Below are 21,481 nucleotides of genomic sequence, written 5' to 3' on the forward strand. Positions count from 1 at the left end.
CCGGCAATTAAAAAGGGCCGCGTTGCGGCCCTTCATCTAACGTGCTGCTTACTGCGCACCTGGGTCAGCAACAAGGCGGCCGGTAGCCTTGGTCAGGGCTGACAGAAACTCCTGCTGCAGCTCTGGATCATTGCGCGTCAGCTCGATCAGGCTTTGCTCCATCTCGCTGGCTTCTTCCTCAAGGCCCAGTTCGGACAAGCGCTTGACCCGATGTACCCACTGCCCGACATCGTCATCTTCCAGGTCATCGAAGATCAGCTCATGGGCTTCGCGCAGCTTGTCGCGCAAAGTAGCGCTGACCAGCAGACTTGCATCGCCTCGTACGCCATTGTCCTCGTCCACCACCTGCAGGTGCAGGGTGCCGACGTGGTTCAGATGTTGTTCCGAGAACGGACTGTCCAACAGGTTCAAGCGCAGCACGCCGTTTTTGTCGGTAGTCAGCTCGTGGGTCATCTTGCCAGCCTTGACTTCGACCAGTCGCTCGCTCCAAGGGATGCTGGTGAACTCTTCGCGCTTGTCCTTCTGTACTTCGCTGATGCCTGCCAGATTCTGTTGCGCGCGGCCATTGGATGGCGCGTTCATGAACGGGTTAAGCCCATCGACGCCGTAGCTTAGCCAGTCATGGGTCATGCTTTGCGGAAGATTGCCCAGAGCGAACACGTTCACCACATTGGCGCCGATGCCTGCCACTACGGCCACCGCACCAAGCGGGATCTCATAGATCTCCCGCCAGGGTTGGTAAGGTGTGTAGCGATCGTAGCGCCGGGTCACTTCGTAGTCGGTGACCTCGAAACGCTTCTGTTCATGGATGCGCACCCGCCGTTGCGGAAGCTCCATCACCTTGGGCTCGCCGACATCTATCTGCAGGGTGTGTTCGAGCAGCTTGCGCTCGACGCGCTCCTCATGGTCGCTGCGCTGAGACATCTGGTTGGCGCAACCACTGACGAGCAGAGCACCGCACAATGCGGTGCCCCCCAGGGTAAAGGTACTTCGCTTGGACATGATCACTCGTGCATTGATTATCAGCGGCGAACGCGGGCCTGCAGGAAGCTCAGCACTTCGTTGAGCGGCAGCTGCTTGGCGTCCTGCTCGGTGCGGTGCTTGTACTCCAGATTACCGTCGGCAAGGCCCCGGTCGCTGACCACGATCCGGTGCGGGATGCCGATCAGCTCCATATCGGCGAACTTGATGCCGGGGCTGGTTTTCTTGTCGCGGTCGTCCAGCAGCACCTCGTAGCCGGCCGCGGTCAGTTCGGCGTACAGCTTGTCGGTGGCCTCGCGCACCACGTCGGTTTCATAGCGCAGCGGCACCAGGGCGATCTGGAAGGGCGCCAGGGCGTCGTTCCAGATGATGCCCTTGTCGTCGTAGCTCTGCTCGATCGCGGCGGCAACTACGCGGGACACGCCGATGCCGTAGCAGCCCATGGCCAGAGTGACCGGCTTGCCATTCTCGCCCAGTACCTGGCACTTAAGAGCCTCGCTGTACTTGGTGCCCAGCTGGAAGATGTGACCTACTTCGATGCCGCGCTTGATTACCAGGGTGCCTTGGCCATCCGGGCTTGGGTCGCCTTCGACGACATTGCGCAGGTCGGCGACCTGCGGAACTGGCAGGTCACGCTCCCAGTTCACGCCGAAGTAGTGCTTATCGTCGATGTTGGCGCCAATGCCGAAGTCGCTCATCAGTGCGACCGAACGATCGATTACGATTTCCAGTGGCAGGTTCAGCGGGCCGAGCGAACCTGCGCCAGCGCCGATGGCTTCGCGCAGTTCGGCATCGGTGGCCATGACCAGTGGGTCGGCAACCTGTTCCAGCTTGGCGGCCTTGATTTCGTTGAGCTCGTGGTCGCCACGCACGATCAGGGCGACCAGCTTGCCTTCCTCGGCGCCACGCACGATCAGGGTCTTGACGGTCTTTTCGATAGCCAGGCCGTGGTTTTCCACCAATTGCGCGATGGTCTTGGCATTAGGGGTGTCCACCAGGCGCAGTTCTTCGGTTGGCGCAGGGCGCACGGTTTCGCGCGGGATGGCTTCGGCCTTCTCGATGTTGGCAGCGTAATCGGAGCTGTCGCTGAAGATCACGTCGTCTTCGCCCGATTCGGCCAGCACGTGGAATTCGTGGGAGTAGCTGCCACCGATGGAGCCGGTGTCGGCCTGCACCGGACGGAAGTCCAGGCCCAGGCGGGTGAAGATGTTGCTGTACGCCTGGTGCATGCGGTCGTAGGTTTCCTGCAGGGAAGCCTGATCGGCATGGAAGGAGTAGGCGTCCTTCATGATGAACTCGCGGCCGCGCATCAAGCCGAAGCGTGGGCGGATCTCATCACGGAACTTGGTCTGGATCTGGTACATGTTGAGTGGCAGCTGTTTATAGCTGGACAGCTCGTTGCGGGCCAGGTCGGTAATCACTTCTTCGTGGGTCGGGCCGACGCAGAACTCGCGCTGATGGCGGTCTTTGAGACGCAGCAGCTCGGGACCGTACTGCTCCCAGCGGCCCGATTCCTGCCAAAGCTCGGCAGGTTGGATGCTTGGCATCAGCACTTCCAGGGCACCGGCGGCGTTCATTTCCTCGCGCACCACGGCCTCGACCTTGCGCATTACCCGCAGGCCCATTGGCAGCCAGGTGTACAGGCCGGAGGCCAGTTTGCGGATCATGCCGGCACGCAGCATGAGCTGATGGCTGATGACCACTGCATCGGCAGGGGTTTCTTTCTGGGTGGCGAGCAAATATTGACTGGTGCGCATGGTTAGCCGTGTCGATTGCCTAAGACGTTGAAATAGCCCCGCATTGTACGGGGGTGAAACGAAGGCGTACAGGATGCCCCAGGGCGTGGCAGTTGTCAGCCAAGAAAAAGCCCGGCAACTGTGCCGGGCTTTTCAGGTGCGGTGCACTATAAGCCAGGCTTACAGGATGCTCAGCGGGTACTCGACGATCAGGCGCAGTTCGTCGATCGAGCTCGAACCGTAGTAAACGCCATCGCTGGAGCGGTAGGTAGCCTGACGCACGCGGAAGCTCAGGTCCTTGGCTGGGCCTTCTTGCAGCACGTACTTGACGTCTACGTCACGTTCCCATTCCTTGCCATTGCTGGTGGAACCGGTGTTGGCATCGCTACCACGCACGTAACGGGTCATGAAGGTCAGGCCTGGCACGCCGTATTCGGCGAAGTTCAGGTCGTAGCGAGCCTGCCAGGATTTTTCGTCTTCAGCGTTGAAGTCGGAACGGGCCACGGAGTTGGCCAGGAAGACGGTGCCGCCGCCGTCCACGCCGTAGCCGTAGTCGCCGTCGCCGGTGACTTTCTGGTAGGCCAGGGTGAAGGTGTGAGCGCCGATGTTATAAGCGCCGGACAGGCTGAAGGCGCGGTTGTCGAGCTTGGTCACGCCATCTTTCTCGGCGCGCTGCAGGCCCTGGCCATCGCTTTTGGTGTCATAGATGTTGAAGTCGAACACCAGGCCTTGCTTGTCCGAGAGTGGCAGAGCCCAGTTCACGTTGGCGTAGTACTTGCGCCAGTAGTCTTCGACCTTGGAGTAGTACAGGCTGGTGGAAACGTTGTCGGTGAAGGCATAGGTGCCACCAATGACGTCGGCTTCTTTGAGGTGCAGGCTGTCATGGAAGGTCTGGGACTGAGCGTTCAGCGCGGTGAAGCGGCCGGCGTTCAGGGTCAGGCCCTTGATTTCGCTGCTGGTGATCAGAGCGCCTTGGGCTACTTCTGGCAGCAAGCGGCTGTCATCGGTGGCGAACACTGGCATGGCAGTGAACTGATCGCCGACTTTCAGCACGGTATCGGAGATGCGCAGCTTGACTGCGCCGCCGCCTTCGGAGAATTCGTCCTGGGCACGGCCATCGGCGTCAGTCGGGAACTGGCCGGTGCTGTGGCGGCCTTTGCCGCTGTCGAGTTTCAGGCCGAGCATGCCGATGGCATCGATACCCACACCGACGGTGCCTTGGGTAAAACCAGACTCGTAAGTGCCCAGGAAACCAAGGCCGGTTTCTTCCACGCGGCTTTGAGAGCCTGGCGCGTTGTTACGGAAATCGCGGCTGAAGTACAGCATGCGAGTCTTGACGTTCAGCTTGCTGTCTTCGAGGAAGCCCTTGGATTCGTCCTGGGACGAGGCTACGGCCATCTGCGAGGTCCCTGCCGCAACGGCCAGGGCGATCATGCTCCACTTCATCACGCGCATCGTGACTTGCTCCTTTGGTTTTTAGGAAGAGTACCGCTGCGCCCAAGTTTTTTAGTTATATGGGGCAGCTCTTTCTTGTTATGTCGGCGGAAATGTATAGCACGCTGACTGTTGTTGGCGATATGGCAAAGATCATCTTTACGGAACTTTTTGGCCATGTCGCTTTTAAGTATTTCCCTGTCGCAAATCACGCTCCGGCTTAACGGTTCGTGAAACTCCAGCGCTGTCTCAATGCCTGGTTCTGCAGCTTTGCAGCGTCCTGGCGAATGAAACTCCCTGGTGTACCCATATCGCTGTGGTTGTCTGTCGCGTCACCGGACATTGCAGGTGTCGTGCCGACTTGGCGTGGAAGGAATGCAACAAGCGTGCACAAAATTAACAACGGCTAATGAAATTTTCACAAATGCGGTGAGGCCCGGCGCGAAACCGCCGAAAACACGGGCTAGAAGCTGTCAGATGGTGTACCAGCTTCGAGGTCGGTCGCCAGGAAAAAAGCTGCCATAAAAGTCAATGTGTTACCGGCAACTGTTGATCCACAGTCACTCATGTGAGTAGAAGTGTGGTGCTACCGCCATTTGCGGCATCATTTTGGTGCGAAAAGTAGCGCTGTGTTACCGCAATTGTGCGCGACCTGCAGGTTGACTAGTTTCGGCCTGCATCGCGGGCGGTTTCATGCCGGTTCAAGCGAAGCACGGTATCCTTGGCGCATCCTGTTAAGAGTGGAGACTTTTTGTGTTTGATATGGATTCGCGTTTGCAACAAGATTCCCTGGTGCTGGGTGATTTGCCGTTATGCCGTTTGTTACTCAGCAAAGATGCCAATTATCCCTGGTTCATACTGGTGCCCAGGCGAGCAAATGTGAGCGAAGTGTTCGACCTGAGCGCGCAAGACCAAGCGCAGCTCTGGAAAGAAACGACCAACCTTGCCCAGGCGCTTAAACAGGAATTCGCAGCGGACAAGATGAATGTCGCGACCCTTGGGAATGTGGTCGGCCAGCTGCATATGCATGTGATCGTTCGCTACGAGACTGACGCAGCGTGGCCTGCACCGGTCTGGGGCAAAGTGCCGGCAAGCGAGTATATTTCGGGGCAGGTCGACGCGATTCGTCAGCGCCTGCGCACAATGCTGACCCAAGATTATCAAGAGGCTCCCTATGTCGCCGGATGAGCGCATCATCGAACTGGAGACCCGTCAGGCCTTCCAGGACGATACGATTCAGGCACTCAATGATGTGGTGATCGAGCAGGGGCGGGTGATCGAGCGCTTGCAACTGCAAATGGCCGAGCTGATCAAGCGCTACGAGGAGATGGTGGGGCAATACGGTAGTGAGGGAGAAGAAGCGCCGCCGCCACATTATTGATAGGTCAGCCCTGGGTTGCTCCAGGGCTGGGCAGTTTCAGCGACGGTTGACCGCGACCACGTCTTCGGCCTGCAGGCCTTTGTCCCGGTGCATCACTGAGAATTCGACGCGCTGGCCTTCGACCAGAATGCGGTGCCCTTCGCCACGGATGGCGCGGAAGTGAACGAAGATGTCGTCACCCGAATCGCGGGAGATGAAGCCAAAGCCCTTGGATGTGTTGAACCACTTTACGGTGCCAGTATCGCGGGTGCCGGCTTGTGCGGCTGTGCCTTGGTTGGTGCGACCCTTTTTATTGCTGCGGGCAAATGCGGCTGTCAGGTGCAAGGCAACTGCCAGTGCGGCGCAGACCAGCGCCGCCAGGTTGCCCATTTCCGGGCGTGCCAGCAGCGTCAGGGCCTGCAGTACAACAGCCACCGCGAGTAGGGCACACGCCAGGTATTGCAGCTGTTGTCGCGCGCCGCGGTAGTAAACCGGCACGACGGGGGCTAGCAGCAGGTTGAGCAGGCCCAGCAGCGCCAGATAGACCGCGTCGGGTTGCTGCAGGAAAGGGGTTGCCTCGGTTCTAAGGCTGGGCATGAGCGCGAGCAGCAAGGCCGCAACGCCCGTCACCAGATGGACGATCTTGAACATGGTATGGCTCACAGTTGATTAGGCCGATCACAGGAAGAGCTGGGTGCACGGTGCGCATGAGGTATTAAGCGCGAACACATGGCGGGCCAGCCTATGCACCCGGGCAATAACTGTCCGCACGGGTGGCACGTTGCCTATTTAACAGCAAAGGCACGGGCTTCTCAAACCGAAGGCCGCCGCGCGGTCGCGCGTTGGCCTAGATGCATTTATTTGCGCGGGAAGGTTTTGCCGCTGCTTCCCGCGCCTCGCTCGGCGCTTCATTGAGCCCCAGTTGAGTGAGCTGAGGATGTGGCCAGATGCAAGCAGTCAAGCGTACGGTGAGGGCAGGGGGGTGGCCTGGCAAGCACTGCATAGACCCGTTCAAGGCCGATTTCGATATGTTGCAGACCCAGCCGGTTTCGCGCTCGGTACGGTTGAACGGTTTCTCCACCTGCCTGCGTCTGGAGGCAGTGTACTGGGGTATCCTGGAGCAGATCGCTGCTGTCAATCAGTGTTCGATCAGTGCCGTGCTGTCTTATGTCGATCGCGAGGTGCATCTGCGCCAGGGCGGGGTGCGCAACTTCAGCGGTTTGATCAGAGTGATCTGCGTCGCTTGGTTGCTCGACCCCCCGAGCGTACGCTGATCGCCCGGCGGGCTGCGCAGTGTCGGTTAACCATATATAATCCCGCTTTTTGCTGCCCCCGGCAGCCAGCGTTGTGGTTGACGAGAGACGTTCATGCCCCTTTATGACTATCAATGTGCTTCCTGCGATCACCGGATGGAGGTGCTGCAGAAAATCAGCGCTTCACCGCTGACCGACTGCCCCGCCTGTCAGGCGCCGGCCTTGAAGAAACTGCTGTCGGTCCCTGGCTTTCGCCTCAGTGGCAATGGCTGGTACGAAACCGACTTCAAGACCGGGGCAAAAAAGAACCTGGCCGGTGGCGATAAAGCCGACTGAGTTGAATTGAAGTAGCCGGGTCTTGCAGTATTAGCCCTCTGGGCGGCCAAGGCCTCCAACGAATACACGAATCACGAGAAGCGAAACCACCATCATGATGCGCAGCCATTATTGCGGCCAACTGAACGAGAGCCTGGACGGCCAGGAAGTCACCCTTTGCGGCTGGGTCCATCGTCGCCGCGACCACGGCGGGGTGATCTTCCTCGACATCCGTGACCGCGAAGGCATGGCCCAGGTCGTTTTCGACCCGGATCGCGCCGACACCTTCGCCGCTGCCGACCGCGTACGCAGCGAGTACGTCGTGCAGATCACCGGCAAAGTGCGCAAGCGCCCCGACGGCGCGGTGAACGCCAACATGGCGTCTGGCGCCATCGAGATCCTCGGCTACCAGCTGAACGTGCTCAACGAAGCGGAAACCCCACCGTTCCCGCTGAACGAGTACTCCGACGTCGGTGAGGAAACCCGCCTGCGTTACCGCTTCATCGACCTGCGTCGCCCGGAAATGGCCGACAAGCTGCGCCTGCGCTCGCGCATCACCAGCAGCATCCGCCGCTTCCTCGACGAAAACGGCTTCCTCGACGTCGAAACCCCGATCCTCACCCGCGCCACCCCTGAAGGTGCGCGTGACTATCTGGTGCCAAGCCGTACCCACGCGGGCAGCTTCTTCGCCCTGCCGCAGTCGCCTCAGTTGTTCAAACAGTTGCTGATGGTTGCCGGTTTCGACCGCTACTACCAGATCGCCAAGTGCTTCCGCGATGAAGACCTGCGTGCAGACCGCCAGCCGGAATTCACCCAGATCGACATCGAGACCAGCTTCCTCGACGAAACCGAGATCATGGGCCTGACCGAGGGCATGATCCGCAAGCTGTTCAAGGAAGTGCTCGACCTGGAGTTTGGCGAGTTCCCACACATGACCTTCGAAGAGGCCATGCGTCGCTACGGTTCCGATAAGCCAGACCTGCGTAACCCGCTGGAATTGGTAGATGTTGCCGACCAGCTCAAGGACGTGGATTTCAAGGTCTTCGCAGGCCCTGCCAACGATCCTAAGTGCCGTGTCACCGCCCTGCGCCTGCCTGGCGGCGCCAGCATGCCGCGCAGCAAGATCGACGAATACACCAAGTTTGTCGGCATCTACGGTGCCAAGGGCCTGGCCTACATCAAGGTCAATGAGCGCGCCAAGGGCGTTGAAGGCCTGCAGTCGCCAATCGTCAAGAACATTCCTGAGGCCAACCTCAACACCATTCTCGACCGCGTTGGTGCAGTCGATGGTGACATCGTGTTCTTCGGTGCCGACAAGTTCAAGGTCGTCAGCGAAGCCCTGGGCGCGCTGCGTATCCGCCTGGGCCACGACTTCGAGCTGCTGACCTGCGAGTGGGCACCGATGTGGGTGGTCGACTTCCCGATGTTCGAAGAGAACGAAGACGGTAGCTTCACCGCGCTGCACCACCCGTTCACCGCCCCCAAATGCACCCCGCAAGAGCTTGAGGCCAACCCGGCCACTGCCTTGTCGCGGGCGTACGACATGGTGCTCAACGGTACTGAGCTCGGTGGTGGTTCGATTCGTATTCACCGCAAGGAAATGCAGCAAGCGGTATTCCGCCTGCTGGGGATCGAGGCAGAGGAGCAGGAAGAGAAGTTCGGCTTCCTGCTCGATGCACTGAAGTTCGGTGCACCGCCTCACGGTGGCCTGGCCTTTGGCCTGGACCGTCTGGTCATGCTGATGACCGGCGCTCAGTCGATTCGCGAAGTGATCGCCTTCCCGAAAACCCAGAGCGCCGCGTGCGTCATGACCCAGGCTCCTGGCATGGTCGACGCCAAAGCCCTGCGCGAGCTGCACATCCGTCTGCGCGAGCAGACCAAGGTCGAGTAATCGGCCCTGGGCGCATCCGGCGGGTGCGCCCTGGCGCTTCGGCGCAGTATTCCCACGTTCCGCCCTTCGGGGCGGAACCTGTTTCTGTTTCAAGGATTCGGAGTCGTTATGGCTGGTCATTCCAAGTGGGCGAACATCAAGCACCGCAAAGAGCGCCAGGATGCCAAGAGAGGCAAGATCTTCACCAAGTGGATCCGTGAGCTGACCGTTGCCGCCAAGCAGGGTGGTGGCGATCCGGCCTCCAACCCGCGTCTGCGTCTGGCGTTGGACAAGGCACTGGGTGCCAACATGAGCCGCGACATCATCGATCGCGCTGTCGCCCGTGGCGCGGGTACCAACGAGAGCGACAACGTCGAAGAGCTCAGCTACGAAGGGTACGGGCCCGGTGGCGTGGCGATCATGGTCGAGGCCATGACCGACAACCGCAACCGCACCGCCGCCGCCGTGCGCCATGCCTTCACCAAATGTGGCGGCAACCTTGGCACCGACGGCTCGGTGGCCTACCTGTTCGAGCGCAAGGGGCAGATCAGTTTCGCTCCGGGTATCGAGGAAGATGCCCTGATGGAAGCCGCCATGGAGGCCGACGCTGACGATGTAGTGGCCAACGACGACGGTTCGTTCGAGGTCTTCACCTCGTTCAACAGCTTCTACGCGGTACGTAACGCGCTGGAGGAAGCAGGCTTCAAGGCCGCTGACGCGGAAATCGTCATGCAGCCGACTACCAGCGCCGATCTCGACCAGGACGGCGCCGAGAAGGTGCTCAAGCTGATCGACATGCTCGAAGACCTGGACGACGTACAGAACGTCTATTCCAACGCGCAGATTTCCGACGAGATCATGGAAAAACTTGGCTAAGGTGATTTGGCATCCTGTGCCATCGCCGTGAGCTTCTCAGCGCCTGTGCCGGCCCCTTCGCGGGTATGTCTGTTACCACATTGTGTGTGGATGCAGGCATAACAGCGAAGGGGCCGGCAATCTTTTTACCAATGTAACCTCTGAATGACAGGCGCTATGACTCTGATTCTTGGTATCGACCCCGGCTCACGCATCACTGGTTACGGAGTGGTCCGCCAGACCGCCCGCGGCTGTGAATACGTCGCGTCGGGCTGCATTCGCACTGGCAGTGGTGAACTGCACGAGCGGCTGCAGATTGTTTTTCGCGGTGTCAGCCAGATCATCGCCCAGCACGGCCCTGTCACCATGGGCATCGAACGGGTATTCATGGCACGCAACGCCGACTCTGCGCTCAAGCTCGGCCAAGCCCGTGGCGCGGCCATCGTGGCAGCGGCCGAGGCGGGGCTGGAGATTGCCGAGTACAGTGCCAGCCAGGTCAAGCAAGCTGTTGCCGGCAGCGGTGGGGCCAATAAAGAGCAGGTGATGCTGATGGTCATGCATTTGCTCAAGTTGACTCAGAAGCCGCAGATCGATGCTTCCGACGCCTTGGCCATCGCCTTGTGTCATGCCCATACCCGCTCAAGCCTAGTGCCCCACGGCCTGGCAACCGCTAGGCGGCGTGGCGGGCGCTTGCGTCTGTAACCGCTTCATGCGCTGATACACATTTTGTTCGGGTGAAACGGTCACCCGACACTTTTGCTGATAGGGTTGAGCGGTCTTCGACCGGCTCCCCGAGAGGAAGGAACGGAACGTGATTGGACGTTTGCGCGGTACCCTGGCGGAAAAACAGCCACCGCATCTGATTATCGACTGCAACGGTGTGGGTTACGAACTGGAAGTGCCCATGACGACCCTGTATCGCCTGCCCAAGGTTGGCGAGCAGGTGACCGTGCACACCCATCTGGTGGTGCGCGAAGATGCTCACTTGCTTTACGGCTTTGCCGAAAAACGTGAACGCGAGCTGTTCCGTGAGTTGATCCGCCTCAATGGAGTAGGCCCCAAGCTTGCTCTGGCGTTGATGTCAGGCCTCGAAGTGGACGACCTAGTCCGCTGCGTGCAGGCCCAAGACGCAGCGGTGCTTGTGCGCGTGCCAGGTGTCGGTAAAAAAACCGCCGAGCGCCTGCTGATCGAACTCAAGGATCGTTTCAAGGCCTGGGAAACCTCCCCGGCAATGTTCACCCTGGTTTCCGACGGCCCGCTGCCACTTGCCAGCGAGTCCAGTGCCGAAGCCGATGCCGTCAGCGCCCTGGTTTCTCTGGGTTACAAACCCCAGGAAGCCAGCAAAGCCATTGCCGCCATCAAAGACAAGGCCGGCCTTAGCAGTGAAGAACTCATCCGTCGCAGCCTTAAAGGGATGATTACCAAGTGATCGAAGCCGACCGCCTGATCGCTGCCAGTGGCCGCGACCGTGAAGAGGTACAGGACCGGGCGATCCGCCCCTTGCGCCTGGACGAGTACATCGGCCAGCCAGTGGTGCGTGAGCAGATGGCCTTGTTCATCCAGGCAGCGCGCGGGCGTGGCGAGTCACTTGACCACACACTGATATTCGGCCCACCAGGGTTGGGCAAAACCACCCTGGCCAACATCATCGCCCAGGAAATGGGGGTTTCGGTCAAAAGCACCTCGGGTCCGATACTTGAAAGGCCGGGTGACTTGGCGGCCATGCTCACCAACCTGGAACCGCACGATGTGCTGTTCATCGACGAAATCCACCGCCTGTCCCCAGTAGTCGAAGAGGTCCTTTATCCAGCGATGGAGGACTTCCAGCTGGACATCATGATCGGTGAAGGCCCCGCGGCCCGTTCGATCAAGCTCGACTTGCCGCCGTTCACGCTGGTGGGCGCTACCACGCGCGCGGGGATGCTCACCAACCCGTTGCGTGACCGCTTCGGTATCGTGCAGCGCCTGGAGTTCTATAGCGACAAGGACCTTGCCACCATCGTCAGTCGTTCGGCCAACATCCTGGGCCTGGCAATCGAGGATCACGGCGCCTACGAAATCGCCCGGCGCGCGCGCGGCACCCCGCGAATCGCCAACCGCCTGTTGCGCCGAGTGCGCGACTACGCCGAGGTGCGTGGCAAAGGCCAGATCACCAAGGCGGTAGCCGACATGGCGCTGAACCTGCTGGACGTCGATGAGCGCGGCTTCGATCACTCCGACCGGCGCTTGTTGCTGACCATGATCGAGAAGTTCGACGGTGGGCCGGTGGGCGTGGACAACCTGGCCGCAGCCATCAGCGAGGAACGTCATACCATCGAGGATGTACTCGAGCCCTACTTGATCCAGCAGGGGTACATCATGCGTACGCCCCGTGGGCGGGTGGTGACCCGACATGCTTACCTGCACTTTGGCCTGAACGTGCCTGGCAGCTTGGGGGGTGCCGGTGATTTTTCCGATCCAGGCGATGAATGACAGATCGAAACGGGCTTTTCGTGGTCCTACCGCTGGCATGCCTACCGAGTGCTGGCACTAGGACATTGATGATGAAAAAACAGTTGCCGAGGCGGATTGGCAAGCTGAGGAGTAAGCACTAGAGTATGCGCGCGCTAAATGGCCTGGAACCGTTCGCACACCGTTGTCGTGTCTATTACGAAGATACCGATGCCGGTGGCGTGGTGTATTACGTCAATTACCTGAAATTCATGGAGCGCGCGCGCACCGAGCGCCTGCGGCATCTGGGGTTTTCTCAGGCGCAGTTGGCCGAGGACAACCTGCTGTTCGTGGTCCATTCCAGCGAAGCCCGCTATCACGCGCCGGCACGCCTGGACGACGAGCTGAGGGTCACCGCGCAAGTACTTGAACTCAATCGCGCCAGCCTGCGCTTCGTGCAGCAGGTCTGGCGGGAAAAAGATGAAACGCTGCTCTGTGAAGGGCAGTTCCTGGTGGCCGCGGTGCGCGCCGACACTTTCAAACCCCGAGCCATACCGCCCCAGTTGCGCGACGCCTTTGCGGCGGACGGCTGGGGGAATCAATCGAACGCAGGAGAATAAGCGTGGAAGCTAACGTCGTCGACCATACCTCCATGTGGAGTCTGGTCAGCAATGCCAGCGTGGTGGTACAGCTGGTAATGCTGACCCTGGTGGCCGCCTCGGTCACTTCATGGATCATGATCTTCCAGCGCAGCGCCATGCTGCGCGCTGGTCGTCGTGCGCTGGATGCCTTTGAGGAACGCTTCTGGTCGGGTATCGACCTGTCCAAGCTGTATCGTCAGGCAGGCAGCAACCCAGACCCGGACTCGGGTGTGGAGCAGGTGTTCCGCGCCGGCTTCAAGGAATTTTCGCGTCTGCGCCAGCAGCCGGGCGTAGATCCTGACGCGGTGATGGAAGGCGTGGGTCGTGCCATGCGTGTGGCCATTTCCCGTGAAGAAGAAAAGCTCGAGCAGAGCCTGCCGTTCCTTGCCACGGTCGGTTCGACCAGCCCGTACATCGGCCTGTTCGGCACCGTTTGGGGCATCATGAACTCCTTCCGCGGCCTGGCCAGCGCCCAGCAGGCTACCCTGGCCACCGTGGCCCCGGGTATCGCCGAAGCACTGGTCGCCACGGCCATCGGCCTGTTCGCTGCCATTCCAGCGGTCATCGCCTATAACCGTTTTGCGGCGCGCAGCGAAGTGCTGATCGGCCGTTACTACACCTTCGCCGACGAGTTCCAGGCGATCCTGCACCGTAAAGTGCACACCAGCGAAGAGTAATCAGGTACAAGCCCATGGCCCGAGTTCGCCACAAACGCAAGCCCGTCGCCGAGATGAACGTGGTGCCCTACATCGACGTGATGCTGGTGCTGCTGGTCATCTTCATGGTGACGGCGCCCATGCTCAACCAGGGCGTGAAGGTCGACCTGCCCAAGGTTTCCAGCGAAGCCTTGCCGCAGGACAACAACGTCCAGATCCTCACCATTTCCATCAAGGCCGACAAGACCTACTACTGGAACCTTGGCAGTGAAGTCGACACCGACAAACAGATGGACAAGGCCATGACCTTGCCGGACATGACCAGCGCAGTGACCAAGATCATTGCCGCCGGGCGTGACCAAGGCAAGCAGACCCAGGTGTTCATTCGTGGCGACAAGGCTGTCGACTACGGTGCCGTCATGGGCGCCATGGGCGGGTTGCAGAAGGCCGGTGTCGGTAACGTTGGCCTGATTACCGAGGCGCCCTGATGCAACAGCGAGAGCCATCCGCCTCGGAAAGTTACTTCTGGCCCAGTATCTGGGCCATTGGCCTGCATGTACTGGTGTTCGCGCTGCTTTTCGTCAGCTTCGCCATGACGCCTGAATTGCCGCCTTCCAAGCCGATCGTTCAGGCTACGCTGTATCAGCTCAAGTCCAAGAGCCAGGCGACCACCCAGACCAATCAGAAGATTGCCGGGGAGGCGAAGAAAACTGCCTCGCGCCAGACTGAAGTCGAGCAGTTGGAACAGAAGAAAGTCGAGCAGGAGGCAATAAAGGCCGCGGAACAAAAGAAAGCAGACGCCGCTCAAAAGGCTGAGCAAGCCCGCGAGGCCGCCGAGGCCAAGAAGGCTGAGGAAGCAGCCAAAGCGGCCGAAGCCAAGAAAGCCGCCGAGTCTAAGAAGGCTGAGGAAGCCAAGAAAGCTGCCGAAAAGCAGCAGGCTGACATCGCCAAGAAAAAGGCTGAGGAAGAGGCGAAGAAGCAGGCCGAGGAAGAAGCCAAGAAACAAGCCGCCGAGGAGGCCAAGAAGAAGGCCGCCGAAGACGCGAAGAAAAAAGCAGCCGAGGACGCCAAGAAGAAAGCGGCGGCCGAGGAAGCGAAGAAGAAGGCAGCTGAAGAGGCCAAGAAAAAAGCCGCTGCAGACGCCCAGAAGAAAAAGGCACAGGAAGCGGCACGCAAGTCGGCAGAGGACAAGAAAGCTCAGGCCTTGGCCGAGCTGTTGTCCGACACCACCGAGCGGCAGCAGGCCCTGGCCGACGAGCAGGGTGACCAGGTAGCCGGCGATTTCGACGACCTGATTCGCATGCGAGCGGCCGAAGGTTGGGCTCGTCCGCCTTCCGCGCGTAAGGGCATGACGGTGACTCTGCAGGTCAACATGTTGCCAGACGGCACCATTACCGGCGTCAGCGTGATCAAGTCCAGTGGTGATGGTCCGTTCGATAGTTCGGCGGTGGCAGCAGTGAAAAACATTGGTCGTTTGACCGAGATGCAGGGTATGAAGCCGAGCGATTTCAACCGTTATCGTTCGTTCAAGATGACATTTACACCTGAGGATCTAGCGTTGTGATTAAACTCCTTCGAGGAATGCTGGTCATGCTCTGCTGCGTGGCTGGCATGGCCATGGCAGAGGAAAAGAACATCCTGGTCACCAGCGGCAGCGATCGGGCCACGCCCATTGCGGTAGTGCCGTTCGGTCTGCAGGGTGGCAGCGTGCTGCCAGAAGACATGGCCGATATCATTGGCAACGACCTGCGCAACTCCGGCTACTATTCGCCGATTCCGCGTCAGAACATGATCAGCCAGCCGACCCAGGCCAGCGAAGTCATCTTCCGTGACTGGAAAGCGTTGGGTGCCCAGTACGTCATGGTCGGCAGCATCGTGCCGTCGGGCGGTCGACTGCAGGTGCAGTACGCGCTGTTCAACGTCGCCACCGAGCAGCAAGTGTTGACCGGTAGCGTGGCGGGCACCGCCGACCAACTGCGCGACATGGCGCACTATATTGCCGATCAGTCGTTCGAAAAACTCACCGGTATCAAGGGCGCGTTCTCGACTCGCTTGCTGTACGTGACCGCCGAGCGTTTCTCCACCAACAACACCCGCTACACGCTGCAGCGTTCGGATTACGACGGGGCCCGCGCAGTCACCCTGTTGCAGTCCCGCGAGCCGATCCTGTCGCCACGCTTTGCGCCAGACGGCAAGCGTATCGCCTACGTGTCGTTCGAGCAAAAGCGCCCACGCATCTTCGTTCAGAACATCGATACGGGTCGTCGCGAGCAGGTGACCAACTTCGAAGGCCTCAATGGTGCGCCGGCCTGGTCGCCTGATGGTTCGCGTCTGGCGTTCGTGCTGTCCAAGGACGGCAACCCGGACATCTACGTGATGAACGTGGCCTCCCGCCAGATCAACCGTGTAACTGCAGGCCCAGGCATCAATACCGAGCCTTTCTGGGGCAAGGATGGCAACACGCTGTACTTCACCTCTGACCGCGGCGGCAAGCCACAGATCTACAAGCAGTCGGTCAGCGGCGGTGGGGCTGAGCGTGTAACTTTCGTAGGTAACTACAACGCCAACCCGAAACTCTCGGCCGATGAAAAAACGCTGGTAATGATTCATCGCCAGCAAGGTTTCACCAACTTCAAAGTGGCGGCACAGGACTTGCAGCGCGGAAGTGTAAAGATTCTCTCGGAAACGAGTCTTGATGAGTCGCCCACTGTTGCGCCAAACGGCACCATGCTAATCTACGCCACCCGCCAGCAGGGCCGGGGAGTCTTGATGCTCGTGTCGCTTAACGGCCGCGTGAGGCTCCCGCTTCCTACCGCTCAAGGCGAAGTCAGAGAACCGTCCTGGTCCCCTTACCTGAACTGATTGCGGCGTATAACGTTTTTGCTTAACACACTGGGGTTTCATTAGGAGTTTCACGATGGAAATGCTGAAGTTTGGTAAATTTGCTGCGCTGGCTCTGGCCATGGCCGTAGCTGTAGGTTGCTCCTCCAAAGGCGGTGACAACGCTGGTGAAGGCGCTGTTGACCCGAACGCTGGCTACGGTGCAAACACCGGCGCCGTTGACGGTTCCCTGAGCGAAGAAGCCGCCCTGCGCGCAATCACCACCTTCTACTTCGAATACGACAGCTCGGACCTGAAGCCAGAAGCCATGCGCGCTCTGGACGTTCACGCCAAGGACCTGAAAGCCAACGGCAACCGCGTTGTCCTGGAAGGTAACACCGACGAGCGCGGCACCCGCGAGTACAACATGGCTCTGGGTGAGCGTCGTGCGAAAGCCGTTCAGCGCTACCTGGTTCTGCAGGGCGTTTCCCCTGCTCAGCTGGAAGTGGTTTCCTACGGCGAAGAGCGTCCAGTTGCTACCGGCAACGACGAGCAGTCCTGGGCTCAGAACCGTCGCGTAGAACTGCGTAAGTAAGTTCTTATGCGTATGTGCCGTCGTGCTGTAACCGTCCTCGCACTCAGCCTACCGCTTTCGGCGTGGGCTGCGGTTCCTGTAGTTGATGACAACGGGGGTGCTTATCCACCTTCCGGTTATGGCACGAGCGGCGCCTATGCCGGTGCAGGGGCTTCGGCCCCTGCCTCGGCGCAGGGCCAGCTGTTCATGCAGTTGCAACAGATGCAGGATCAACTTTCCCGCCAGCAAGGCATCATCGAAGAGTTGCAGAACGATGTGTCGCGCATGAAGCAGGAAAACCTGGAGCGTTACCAGGACCTTGATCGTCGTATCAACAGTGGTGCCGCGCCTGCCGCGACTCCCGACAATTCTTCCACCGGTGGTGCATCCAATGCTGCCGTCGGTGCTGCAGCAGGCGCCGCTGGCGCTGCTGCGCAACAACCGGCCGCCAATAGCGAGCCCGGTGATCCGGCGAAAGAAAAGCTCTACTACGATGCGGCTTTCGACCTGATCAAGCAGAAAGACTTCGACAAGGCCACCCAGGCGTTCAATGCCTTCCTGCGCAAGTATCCCAACAGCCAGTACGCTGGCAATGCGCAGTACTGGTTAGGTGAAGTCAATCTTGCCAAGGGCGATCTGCCTGCGGCCAGCCAGGCTTTTGCCCAGGTCAGCCAGAAGTACCCCAAGCACAGCAAAGTGCCTGATTCGCTGTACAAACTGGCCGACGTCGAACGCCGCATGGGCCATACCGACAAGGTCAAAGGCATCCTGCAGCAGGTCATCAATCAGTACCCTGGCACGTCTGCCGCGCAACTGGCGCAGCGCGATCTGCAGAAGCTATAAGCTTCACCCATGAAATAAACCCGCGCTTGCCGCGGGTTTTTTCGTTAGAATCACGTCCCTTTTATAAACACGCTGTCACGGATAACGCCATGTCGAGTCCGAGGCAGTGCCTGACGGAGGCGGACAGCCTGTTTAGCTGTCACGCCCGTGGCGAGCATGCAAGACACCTTACGCATCACCGAAGTCTTTTACTCTTTGCAGGGTGAAACACGAACGGCTGGGCTGCCCACGGTATTCGTGCGCCTGACCGGTTGCCCCCTGCGCTGCCAATATTGCGACAGCGCCTACGCCTTCACTGGCGGTACGCTTCGTACTCTTGATTCGATCCTGGAGCAGGTTGCTGGCTTCAAGCCACGCTACGTCTGCGTCACCGGAGGCGAACCTTTGGCTCAGCCCAACGCGCTGGCGCTGTTGCAGCGCTTGTGCGATGCCGGCTACGAGGTCTCACTGGAGACCAGTGGCGCTCTCGACATTTCTGGCACCGATGTGCGTGTCAGCCGGGTGGTCGACCTCAAGACCCCAGGCTCGCAAGAGTCGCATCGTAACCGCTACGAGAACATCGAACAGCTGACCCGCAACGATCAGGTCAAGTTCGTCATTTGTTCCCGCGAGGACTATGACTGGGCGGTGTCCAAGCTGATCCAGTACAACCTGGCCGAACGTGCCGGCGAAGTATTGTTCTCGCCCAGCCACCATCAGGTGAGCGCCACTGACCTGGCCGACTGGATCGTTGCCGACAACTTGCCCGTACGCTTGCAGTTGCAGTTGCACAAGCTGCTGTGGAACGACGAACCCGGCCGTTGATTGAGGAGTGAATGAGATGACGGAAAAACGCGCGGTAATCCTGCTGTCCGGCGGCCTCGACTCGGCCACGGTCGTCGCCATGGCCAAAGCCGAAGGCTACAGCTGCTACACCATGAGCTTCGATTATGGCCAACGCCACCGTGCCGAGCTCATTGCTGCGGCACGCGTGGCCCGGGACCTTGGCGTGGTCGAGCACAAGGTCATCGGCTTGAACCTGGATGGAATAGGCGGCTCTGCCCTGACAGACAGCAGCATCGACGTGCCAGAGGCGCCGGGTGAGGGTATTCCTGTGACCTACGTGCCTGCCCGTAATACGGTGTTTCTTTCACTGGCCCTGGGCTGGGCGGAAGTGTTGCAAGCCCGAGATATCTTCATCGGCGTCAACGCCGTGGACTATTCCGGTTACCCGGATTGCCGCCCCGAGTTCGTCGATGCCTTCGAGCGCATGGCCAACCTGGCGACCAAGGCTGGCGTGCAAGGGCAGGGGTTCCGGATCCAGGCGCCGTTGCAGAACATGAGCAAGGCGCAGATCGTGCAGGCGGGTATTGCCCGTGGCGTAGACTACAGCCTGACGGTGTCCTGCTATCAGGCCAATGATGAAGGCCAGGCGTGCGGCAAATGCGACAGTTGCCGCCTGCGTGCCGAAGGTTTCAAAGCGGCGGGCGTCGACGACCCGACGCGCTACTTCTGACAAAAGGCTGCCGCAAGTATTGATTTCCCGTTAGAAATCAGTATTATACGCGCCATCCAACGGGTCGTTAGCTCAGTTGGTAGAGCAGTTGGCTTTTAACCAATTGGTCGTAGGTTCGAATCCTACACGACCCACCATATTCACAGCGGTTCGTGAGTGCTAGAGAGGGGGGCTTGCCACAGCCATGTCTAGTCTTGCAGCCGTCTGGAGCGAACCTTAGGCTCGCTTCACCGTGATGTCAATATGAAATAGCCCGCATCCTGCATTGGTTTGCGGGCTTTTTCGTTGGTACAGCCTTCGTTAGCACCTGCCTTCACTCCGGTCCGACCTGCGCCTAGTGCTCAAAGAAAAAAATCAGGAAAAACAGCTTCGTAGCTGGGGCAGATCATCGTTTTTCAGCCACGGCCATTTCTACACGCACGTTTTGGTCGACGAACACAATGCGCTCTTGCCCCACAAGCAGCGGGATTGCCATGGGGATACGGTCCCACTGCAGTAGCTCTAGCGCTTTTACATCGGCAGCTGCTAAGAGGCTCAGAGCAAGGAGCCAGGCGCGCATATTCATGGCTTCACCCCGGAGGGTTGCAGATCAACCTCGATGCGTTGCGGGTTGGACGCATAGCAGTTCCACATCAACCCGAACGGATTTTTCTCTGGGTTGACGTCGGCCCTGACGATGGACAGTGGGTAACGGGTCATTGCACGCTTGACCCGCTCGCCGTTCACCGACTCGTCAGCGAGCAGATCCAGGTTGACTGTCCAATCGTTGATTCCAATTTCTTCCACGCGTAGCACGCCAGGGTCGGTCAACCCGTGGCCAGGGATTTCTGAGACATTCCGCTCACGGCGGCGAAGCTCACCGGCGTTACGGCGCATCTCGTAGTCTTTCTGCAGGTATTCCTTGCAGCTAGGGGTCACGTAGGAGGCCAAGCGCTGGATGTTGTCCTGGTAGTCGTCCTCCCCGTTCTTCTCCCAACGCTGCATCTGCTGAAAGATGTAGAACCCAAATGCGTAGACGTTTTCTGGTGGTACCTCCCACCATTTGCGAGTGCTACCGGAGCGCAGATCCGGCGGCACATGCACGGTCAGGTCCTCGGGGGCTTTGTGCCAGCCATAGAACGCAAACAAACTGACTGCGCCCAGTACAATGACCGCGATCCGCAAGCTGAGAATGTGTGCTTGCTGAGCATCCACTCGTTTTCGAAAACTCATGAAGATCCCTACTTTCCTGTACGACGGCATGCCCACGCGCCCTTCCAGATGACCAACTGGGGGCCACCGAGGAAGGGGAAGTGTTGAGCCTTGTAGAACTGGAGCTGGCGGTAGAACCATGTATCCGGCCGGCCGCGCTTCATCTTCCGGAGAATTCGGCTTGCCACGGTCAAGCCCAAGGCGCCTCCGACAAGAGCACCAGCGACGAAAAGAGCTGGGTTGCCGAACAAGAACGACACGGGAATGCCCAGGATCAAACCCACACCTCCACACACGCCGATCGTTCCCCACATTTCATCAGCAGTGAGGCCGCCCATTACGATGGGCTGTCTATTCAAGTTGTGGGGGAGGAAGTCGAGCGTTCCATCCTTCAGGTAAGCGGTCTCAGCCACCTTGGGTCAACCTGTCACAGTATTCCGGTAGCCTTGGAGACCATGAAAATTCCCACACCGATAAGGCAGACGCCCACGACAGCGGTGAGCCCGAGATCCCGCCATTTTTTTTTGCCTTCGTGGATGTCGTGATACACCCCATAAGCGTGGCTGGAGACACCGATAATCATCCCGCCGAGCAGCAGGAGCCCGATTAGCATGAATGAGTCGTAACCGTAGTTTTGGATGGTCTGCAGCCAGCTCGATCCCTCGCCGCGTGTCGGGGGTTGTGCTCCTGGTAAAGCTGCAGCGGCAATGACTGGGTGCAGCCCCATGATCAATGCGGCGGTGCCGGTGAGTGACTTGGTGATGGTGCGAATAGACATCGGTTAGCTCCTTGGCTAGCTGAGTACGAGTGTGGAGAGGATCAGCAGCAGGACGATGACCTTGACGGTCGAGGCGGCTGCAATGTTTCTGTCGATGTTCTGGGTCGCCCAGCCTCGGTAGATGCTGTACAGCGCCCAGGCCCCCCAAAGGGTCGACAGTGCGATGACGGCGCCTACGAACAGTACGGTGATGGCCTGAGGGGTGATGCCGCTGGCAGCGGTGAAGGCCGCGACTTGAGTGCCGCTCAT

26 protein-coding genes, 1 tRNA gene and 1 pseudogene are annotated in these 21,481 nt (G+C 59.6%); 19 read left to right on the forward strand and 9 right to left on the reverse strand.

Annotated features, from left to right (window positions below; genetic code table 11):
* Positions 1-48: 48 nt before the first annotated feature.
* The 3 genes from ACK59H_RS14735 to ACK59H_RS14745 form a co-directional block, all read right to left on the reverse strand.
* Complete coding sequence (locus ACK59H_RS14735) at positions 49-1,002, reverse strand: hypothetical protein (RefSeq protein ID WP_186478683.1); 954 nt, start codon at positions 1,000-1,002, stop codon at positions 49-51.
* Positions 1,003-1,022: 20 nt separating this feature from the next.
* Complete coding sequence (locus ACK59H_RS14740; RefSeq protein WP_060478846.1) at positions 1,023-2,738, reverse strand: proline--tRNA ligase; 1,716 nt, start codon at positions 2,736-2,738, stop codon at positions 1,023-1,025.
* A 159-nt stretch (positions 2,739-2,897) separates the two neighbouring features.
* A complete protein-coding gene (locus ACK59H_RS14745) occupies positions 2,898-4,172 on the reverse strand; it encodes an OprD family porin (RefSeq protein WP_060478847.1) in 1,275 nt (424 codons plus the stop codon).
* Between the two features lie 732 nt (positions 4,173-4,904).
* On the opposite strand from ACK59H_RS14745, the gene ACK59H_RS14750 reads away from it, so the two are divergent.
* Together ACK59H_RS14750 and ACK59H_RS14755 are read left to right on the forward strand one after the other, a co-directional pair.
* A complete protein-coding gene (locus ACK59H_RS14750; RefSeq protein ID WP_060478848.1) occupies positions 4,905-5,339 on the forward strand; it encodes an HIT domain-containing protein in 435 nt (144 codons plus the stop codon).
* Positions 5,326-5,532: a SlyX family protein gene (locus ACK59H_RS14755; RefSeq protein ID WP_060478849.1), complete on the forward strand. Its 207-nt coding sequence runs from the start codon at positions 5,326-5,328 to the stop codon at positions 5,530-5,532. Before ACK59H_RS14750 ends, ACK59H_RS14755 begins: the two co-directional genes overlap by 14 nt.
* A gap of 36 nt (positions 5,533-5,568) precedes the next feature.
* On the opposite strand, the gene ACK59H_RS14760 is transcribed toward ACK59H_RS14755, so the two are convergent.
* Positions 5,569-6,162, reverse strand: coding sequence for a cold shock domain-containing protein (locus ACK59H_RS14760; protein WP_060478850.1), 594 nt, complete (start codon positions 6,160-6,162; stop codon positions 5,569-5,571).
* Between the two features lie 296 nt (positions 6,163-6,458).
* Between ACK59H_RS14760 and ACK59H_RS14765 the strand changes: the two genes are divergently transcribed.
* The 17 genes from ACK59H_RS14765 (at position 6,459) to ACK59H_RS14845 (ending at position 19,400) form a co-directional block, all read left to right on the forward strand.
* Positions 6,459-6,785, forward strand: coding sequence for a ribbon-helix-helix domain-containing protein (locus tag ACK59H_RS14765; RefSeq protein WP_060478851.1), 327 nt, complete (start codon positions 6,459-6,461; stop codon positions 6,783-6,785).
* A 93-nt stretch (positions 6,786-6,878) separates the two neighbouring features.
* Positions 6,879-7,100: an FmdB family zinc ribbon protein gene (locus ACK59H_RS14770; RefSeq protein WP_060478852.1), complete on the forward strand. Its 222-nt coding sequence runs from the start codon at positions 6,879-6,881 to the stop codon at positions 7,098-7,100.
* Between the two features lie 94 nt (positions 7,101-7,194).
* Positions 7,195-8,970: an aspartate--tRNA ligase gene (gene aspS / locus ACK59H_RS14775; RefSeq protein WP_060478853.1), complete on the forward strand. Its 1,776-nt coding sequence runs from the start codon at positions 7,195-7,197 to the stop codon at positions 8,968-8,970.
* A gap of 108 nt (positions 8,971-9,078) precedes the next feature.
* A complete protein-coding gene (locus ACK59H_RS14780; RefSeq protein ID WP_060478854.1) occupies positions 9,079-9,825 on the forward strand; it encodes a YebC/PmpR family DNA-binding transcriptional regulator in 747 nt (248 codons plus the stop codon).
* A 156-nt stretch (positions 9,826-9,981) separates the two neighbouring features.
* The gene (gene ruvC / locus ACK59H_RS14785) at positions 9,982-10,506 is read left to right on the forward strand and encodes a crossover junction endodeoxyribonuclease RuvC (protein ID WP_261743972.1); all 525 of its coding nucleotides are present in this window, start codon (positions 9,982-9,984) and stop codon (positions 10,504-10,506) included.
* Positions 10,507-10,615: 109 nt separating this feature from the next.
* Positions 10,616-11,233 (forward strand): Holliday junction branch migration protein RuvA, encoded by a 618-nt coding sequence (gene ruvA, locus ACK59H_RS14790; protein ID WP_060478856.1) that lies wholly within the window; start codon positions 10,616-10,618, stop codon positions 11,231-11,233.
* The gene (gene ruvB / locus ACK59H_RS14795) at positions 11,230-12,276 is read left to right on the forward strand and encodes a Holliday junction branch migration DNA helicase RuvB (protein WP_060478857.1); all 1,047 of its coding nucleotides are present in this window, start codon (positions 11,230-11,232) and stop codon (positions 12,274-12,276) included. The genes ruvA and ruvB overlap by 4 nt, the downstream gene beginning before the upstream one ends.
* Positions 12,277-12,401: 125 nt before the next feature.
* A complete protein-coding gene (gene ybgC / locus ACK59H_RS14800) occupies positions 12,402-12,854 on the forward strand; it encodes a tol-pal system-associated acyl-CoA thioesterase (protein WP_060478858.1) in 453 nt (150 codons plus the stop codon).
* Between the two features lie 2 nt (positions 12,855-12,856).
* Positions 12,857-13,552 carry a protein TolQ gene (gene tolQ, locus ACK59H_RS14805; protein ID WP_009684054.1) on the forward strand — a complete coding sequence of 232 codons (696 nt, stop codon included), beginning with the start codon at positions 12,857-12,859 and terminating at the stop codon, positions 13,550-13,552.
* Between the two features lie 14 nt (positions 13,553-13,566).
* Positions 13,567-14,019 (forward strand): protein TolR, encoded by a 453-nt coding sequence (tolR, locus tag ACK59H_RS14810; RefSeq protein ID WP_008090221.1) that lies wholly within the window; start codon positions 13,567-13,569, stop codon positions 14,017-14,019.
* Positions 14,019-15,095, forward strand: a complete 1,077-nt coding sequence (gene tolA, locus ACK59H_RS14815; RefSeq protein WP_060478859.1) for a cell envelope integrity protein TolA — start codon at positions 14,019-14,021, stop codon at positions 15,093-15,095. The genes tolR and tolA overlap by 1 nt, the downstream gene beginning before the upstream one ends.
* A 17-nt stretch (positions 15,096-15,112) precedes the next feature.
* A complete protein-coding gene (gene tolB / locus ACK59H_RS14820) occupies positions 15,113-16,393 on the forward strand; it encodes a Tol-Pal system beta propeller repeat protein TolB (protein WP_186478720.1) in 1,281 nt (426 codons plus the stop codon).
* Positions 16,394-16,448: 55 nt separating this feature from the next.
* Positions 16,449-16,946, forward strand: coding sequence for a peptidoglycan-associated lipoprotein Pal (gene pal / locus ACK59H_RS14825; protein ID WP_060478860.1), 498 nt, complete (start codon positions 16,449-16,451; stop codon positions 16,944-16,946).
* 6 nt (positions 16,947-16,952) lie between these two features.
* A complete protein-coding gene (gene ybgF, locus ACK59H_RS14830; RefSeq protein WP_060478861.1) occupies positions 16,953-17,768 on the forward strand; it encodes a tol-pal system protein YbgF in 816 nt (271 codons plus the stop codon).
* 156 nt (positions 17,769-17,924) lie between these two features.
* Complete coding sequence (gene queE / locus ACK59H_RS14835; protein ID WP_060478862.1) at positions 17,925-18,572, forward strand: 7-carboxy-7-deazaguanine synthase QueE; 648 nt, start codon at positions 17,925-17,927, stop codon at positions 18,570-18,572.
* Positions 18,573-18,588: 16 nt separating this feature from the next.
* Positions 18,589-19,263: a 7-cyano-7-deazaguanine synthase QueC gene (gene queC / locus ACK59H_RS14840; RefSeq protein ID WP_060478863.1), complete on the forward strand. Its 675-nt coding sequence runs from the start codon at positions 18,589-18,591 to the stop codon at positions 19,261-19,263.
* A 61-nt stretch (positions 19,264-19,324) separates the two neighbouring features.
* Positions 19,325-19,400 (forward strand) — tRNA-Lys (locus ACK59H_RS14845).
* Between the two features lie 275 nt (positions 19,401-19,675).
* On the opposite strand, the pseudogene ACK59H_RS14850 reads toward ACK59H_RS14845, so the two are convergent.
* The 5 genes and pseudogenes from ACK59H_RS14850 to ACK59H_RS14870 all read right to left on the reverse strand — a co-directional run.
* Positions 19,676-19,828, reverse strand: a pseudogene (locus tag ACK59H_RS14850) (DUF3438 family protein); the annotation flags it as partial.
* Positions 19,825-20,475: a PFL_4703 family integrating conjugative element protein gene (locus tag ACK59H_RS14855; RefSeq protein WP_060478864.1), complete on the reverse strand. Its 651-nt coding sequence runs from the start codon at positions 20,473-20,475 to the stop codon at positions 19,825-19,827. The gene ACK59H_RS14855 and the pseudogene ACK59H_RS14850, both read right to left, overlap by 4 nt.
* A gap of 8 nt (positions 20,476-20,483) precedes the next feature.
* Positions 20,484-20,867 (reverse strand): TIGR03750 family conjugal transfer protein, encoded by a 384-nt coding sequence (locus ACK59H_RS14860; protein WP_060478865.1) that lies wholly within the window; start codon positions 20,865-20,867, stop codon positions 20,484-20,486.
* Between the two features lie 14 nt (positions 20,868-20,881).
* Positions 20,882-21,232 (reverse strand): TIGR03745 family integrating conjugative element membrane protein, encoded by a 351-nt coding sequence (locus tag ACK59H_RS14865; protein ID WP_060478866.1) that lies wholly within the window; start codon positions 21,230-21,232, stop codon positions 20,882-20,884.
* 15 nt (positions 21,233-21,247) lie between these two features.
* Positions 21,248-21,481 carry a TIGR03758 family integrating conjugative element protein gene (locus ACK59H_RS14870; protein ID WP_371326777.1) on the reverse strand — a complete coding sequence of 78 codons (234 nt, stop codon included), beginning with the start codon at positions 21,479-21,481 and terminating at the stop codon, positions 21,248-21,250.

The sequence above is a fragment of the Pseudomonas sp. KCJK9000 genome (assembly GCF_046230725.1).
GTDB lineage: Bacteria > Pseudomonadota > Gammaproteobacteria > Pseudomonadales > Pseudomonadaceae > Aquipseudomonas > Aquipseudomonas promysalinigenes.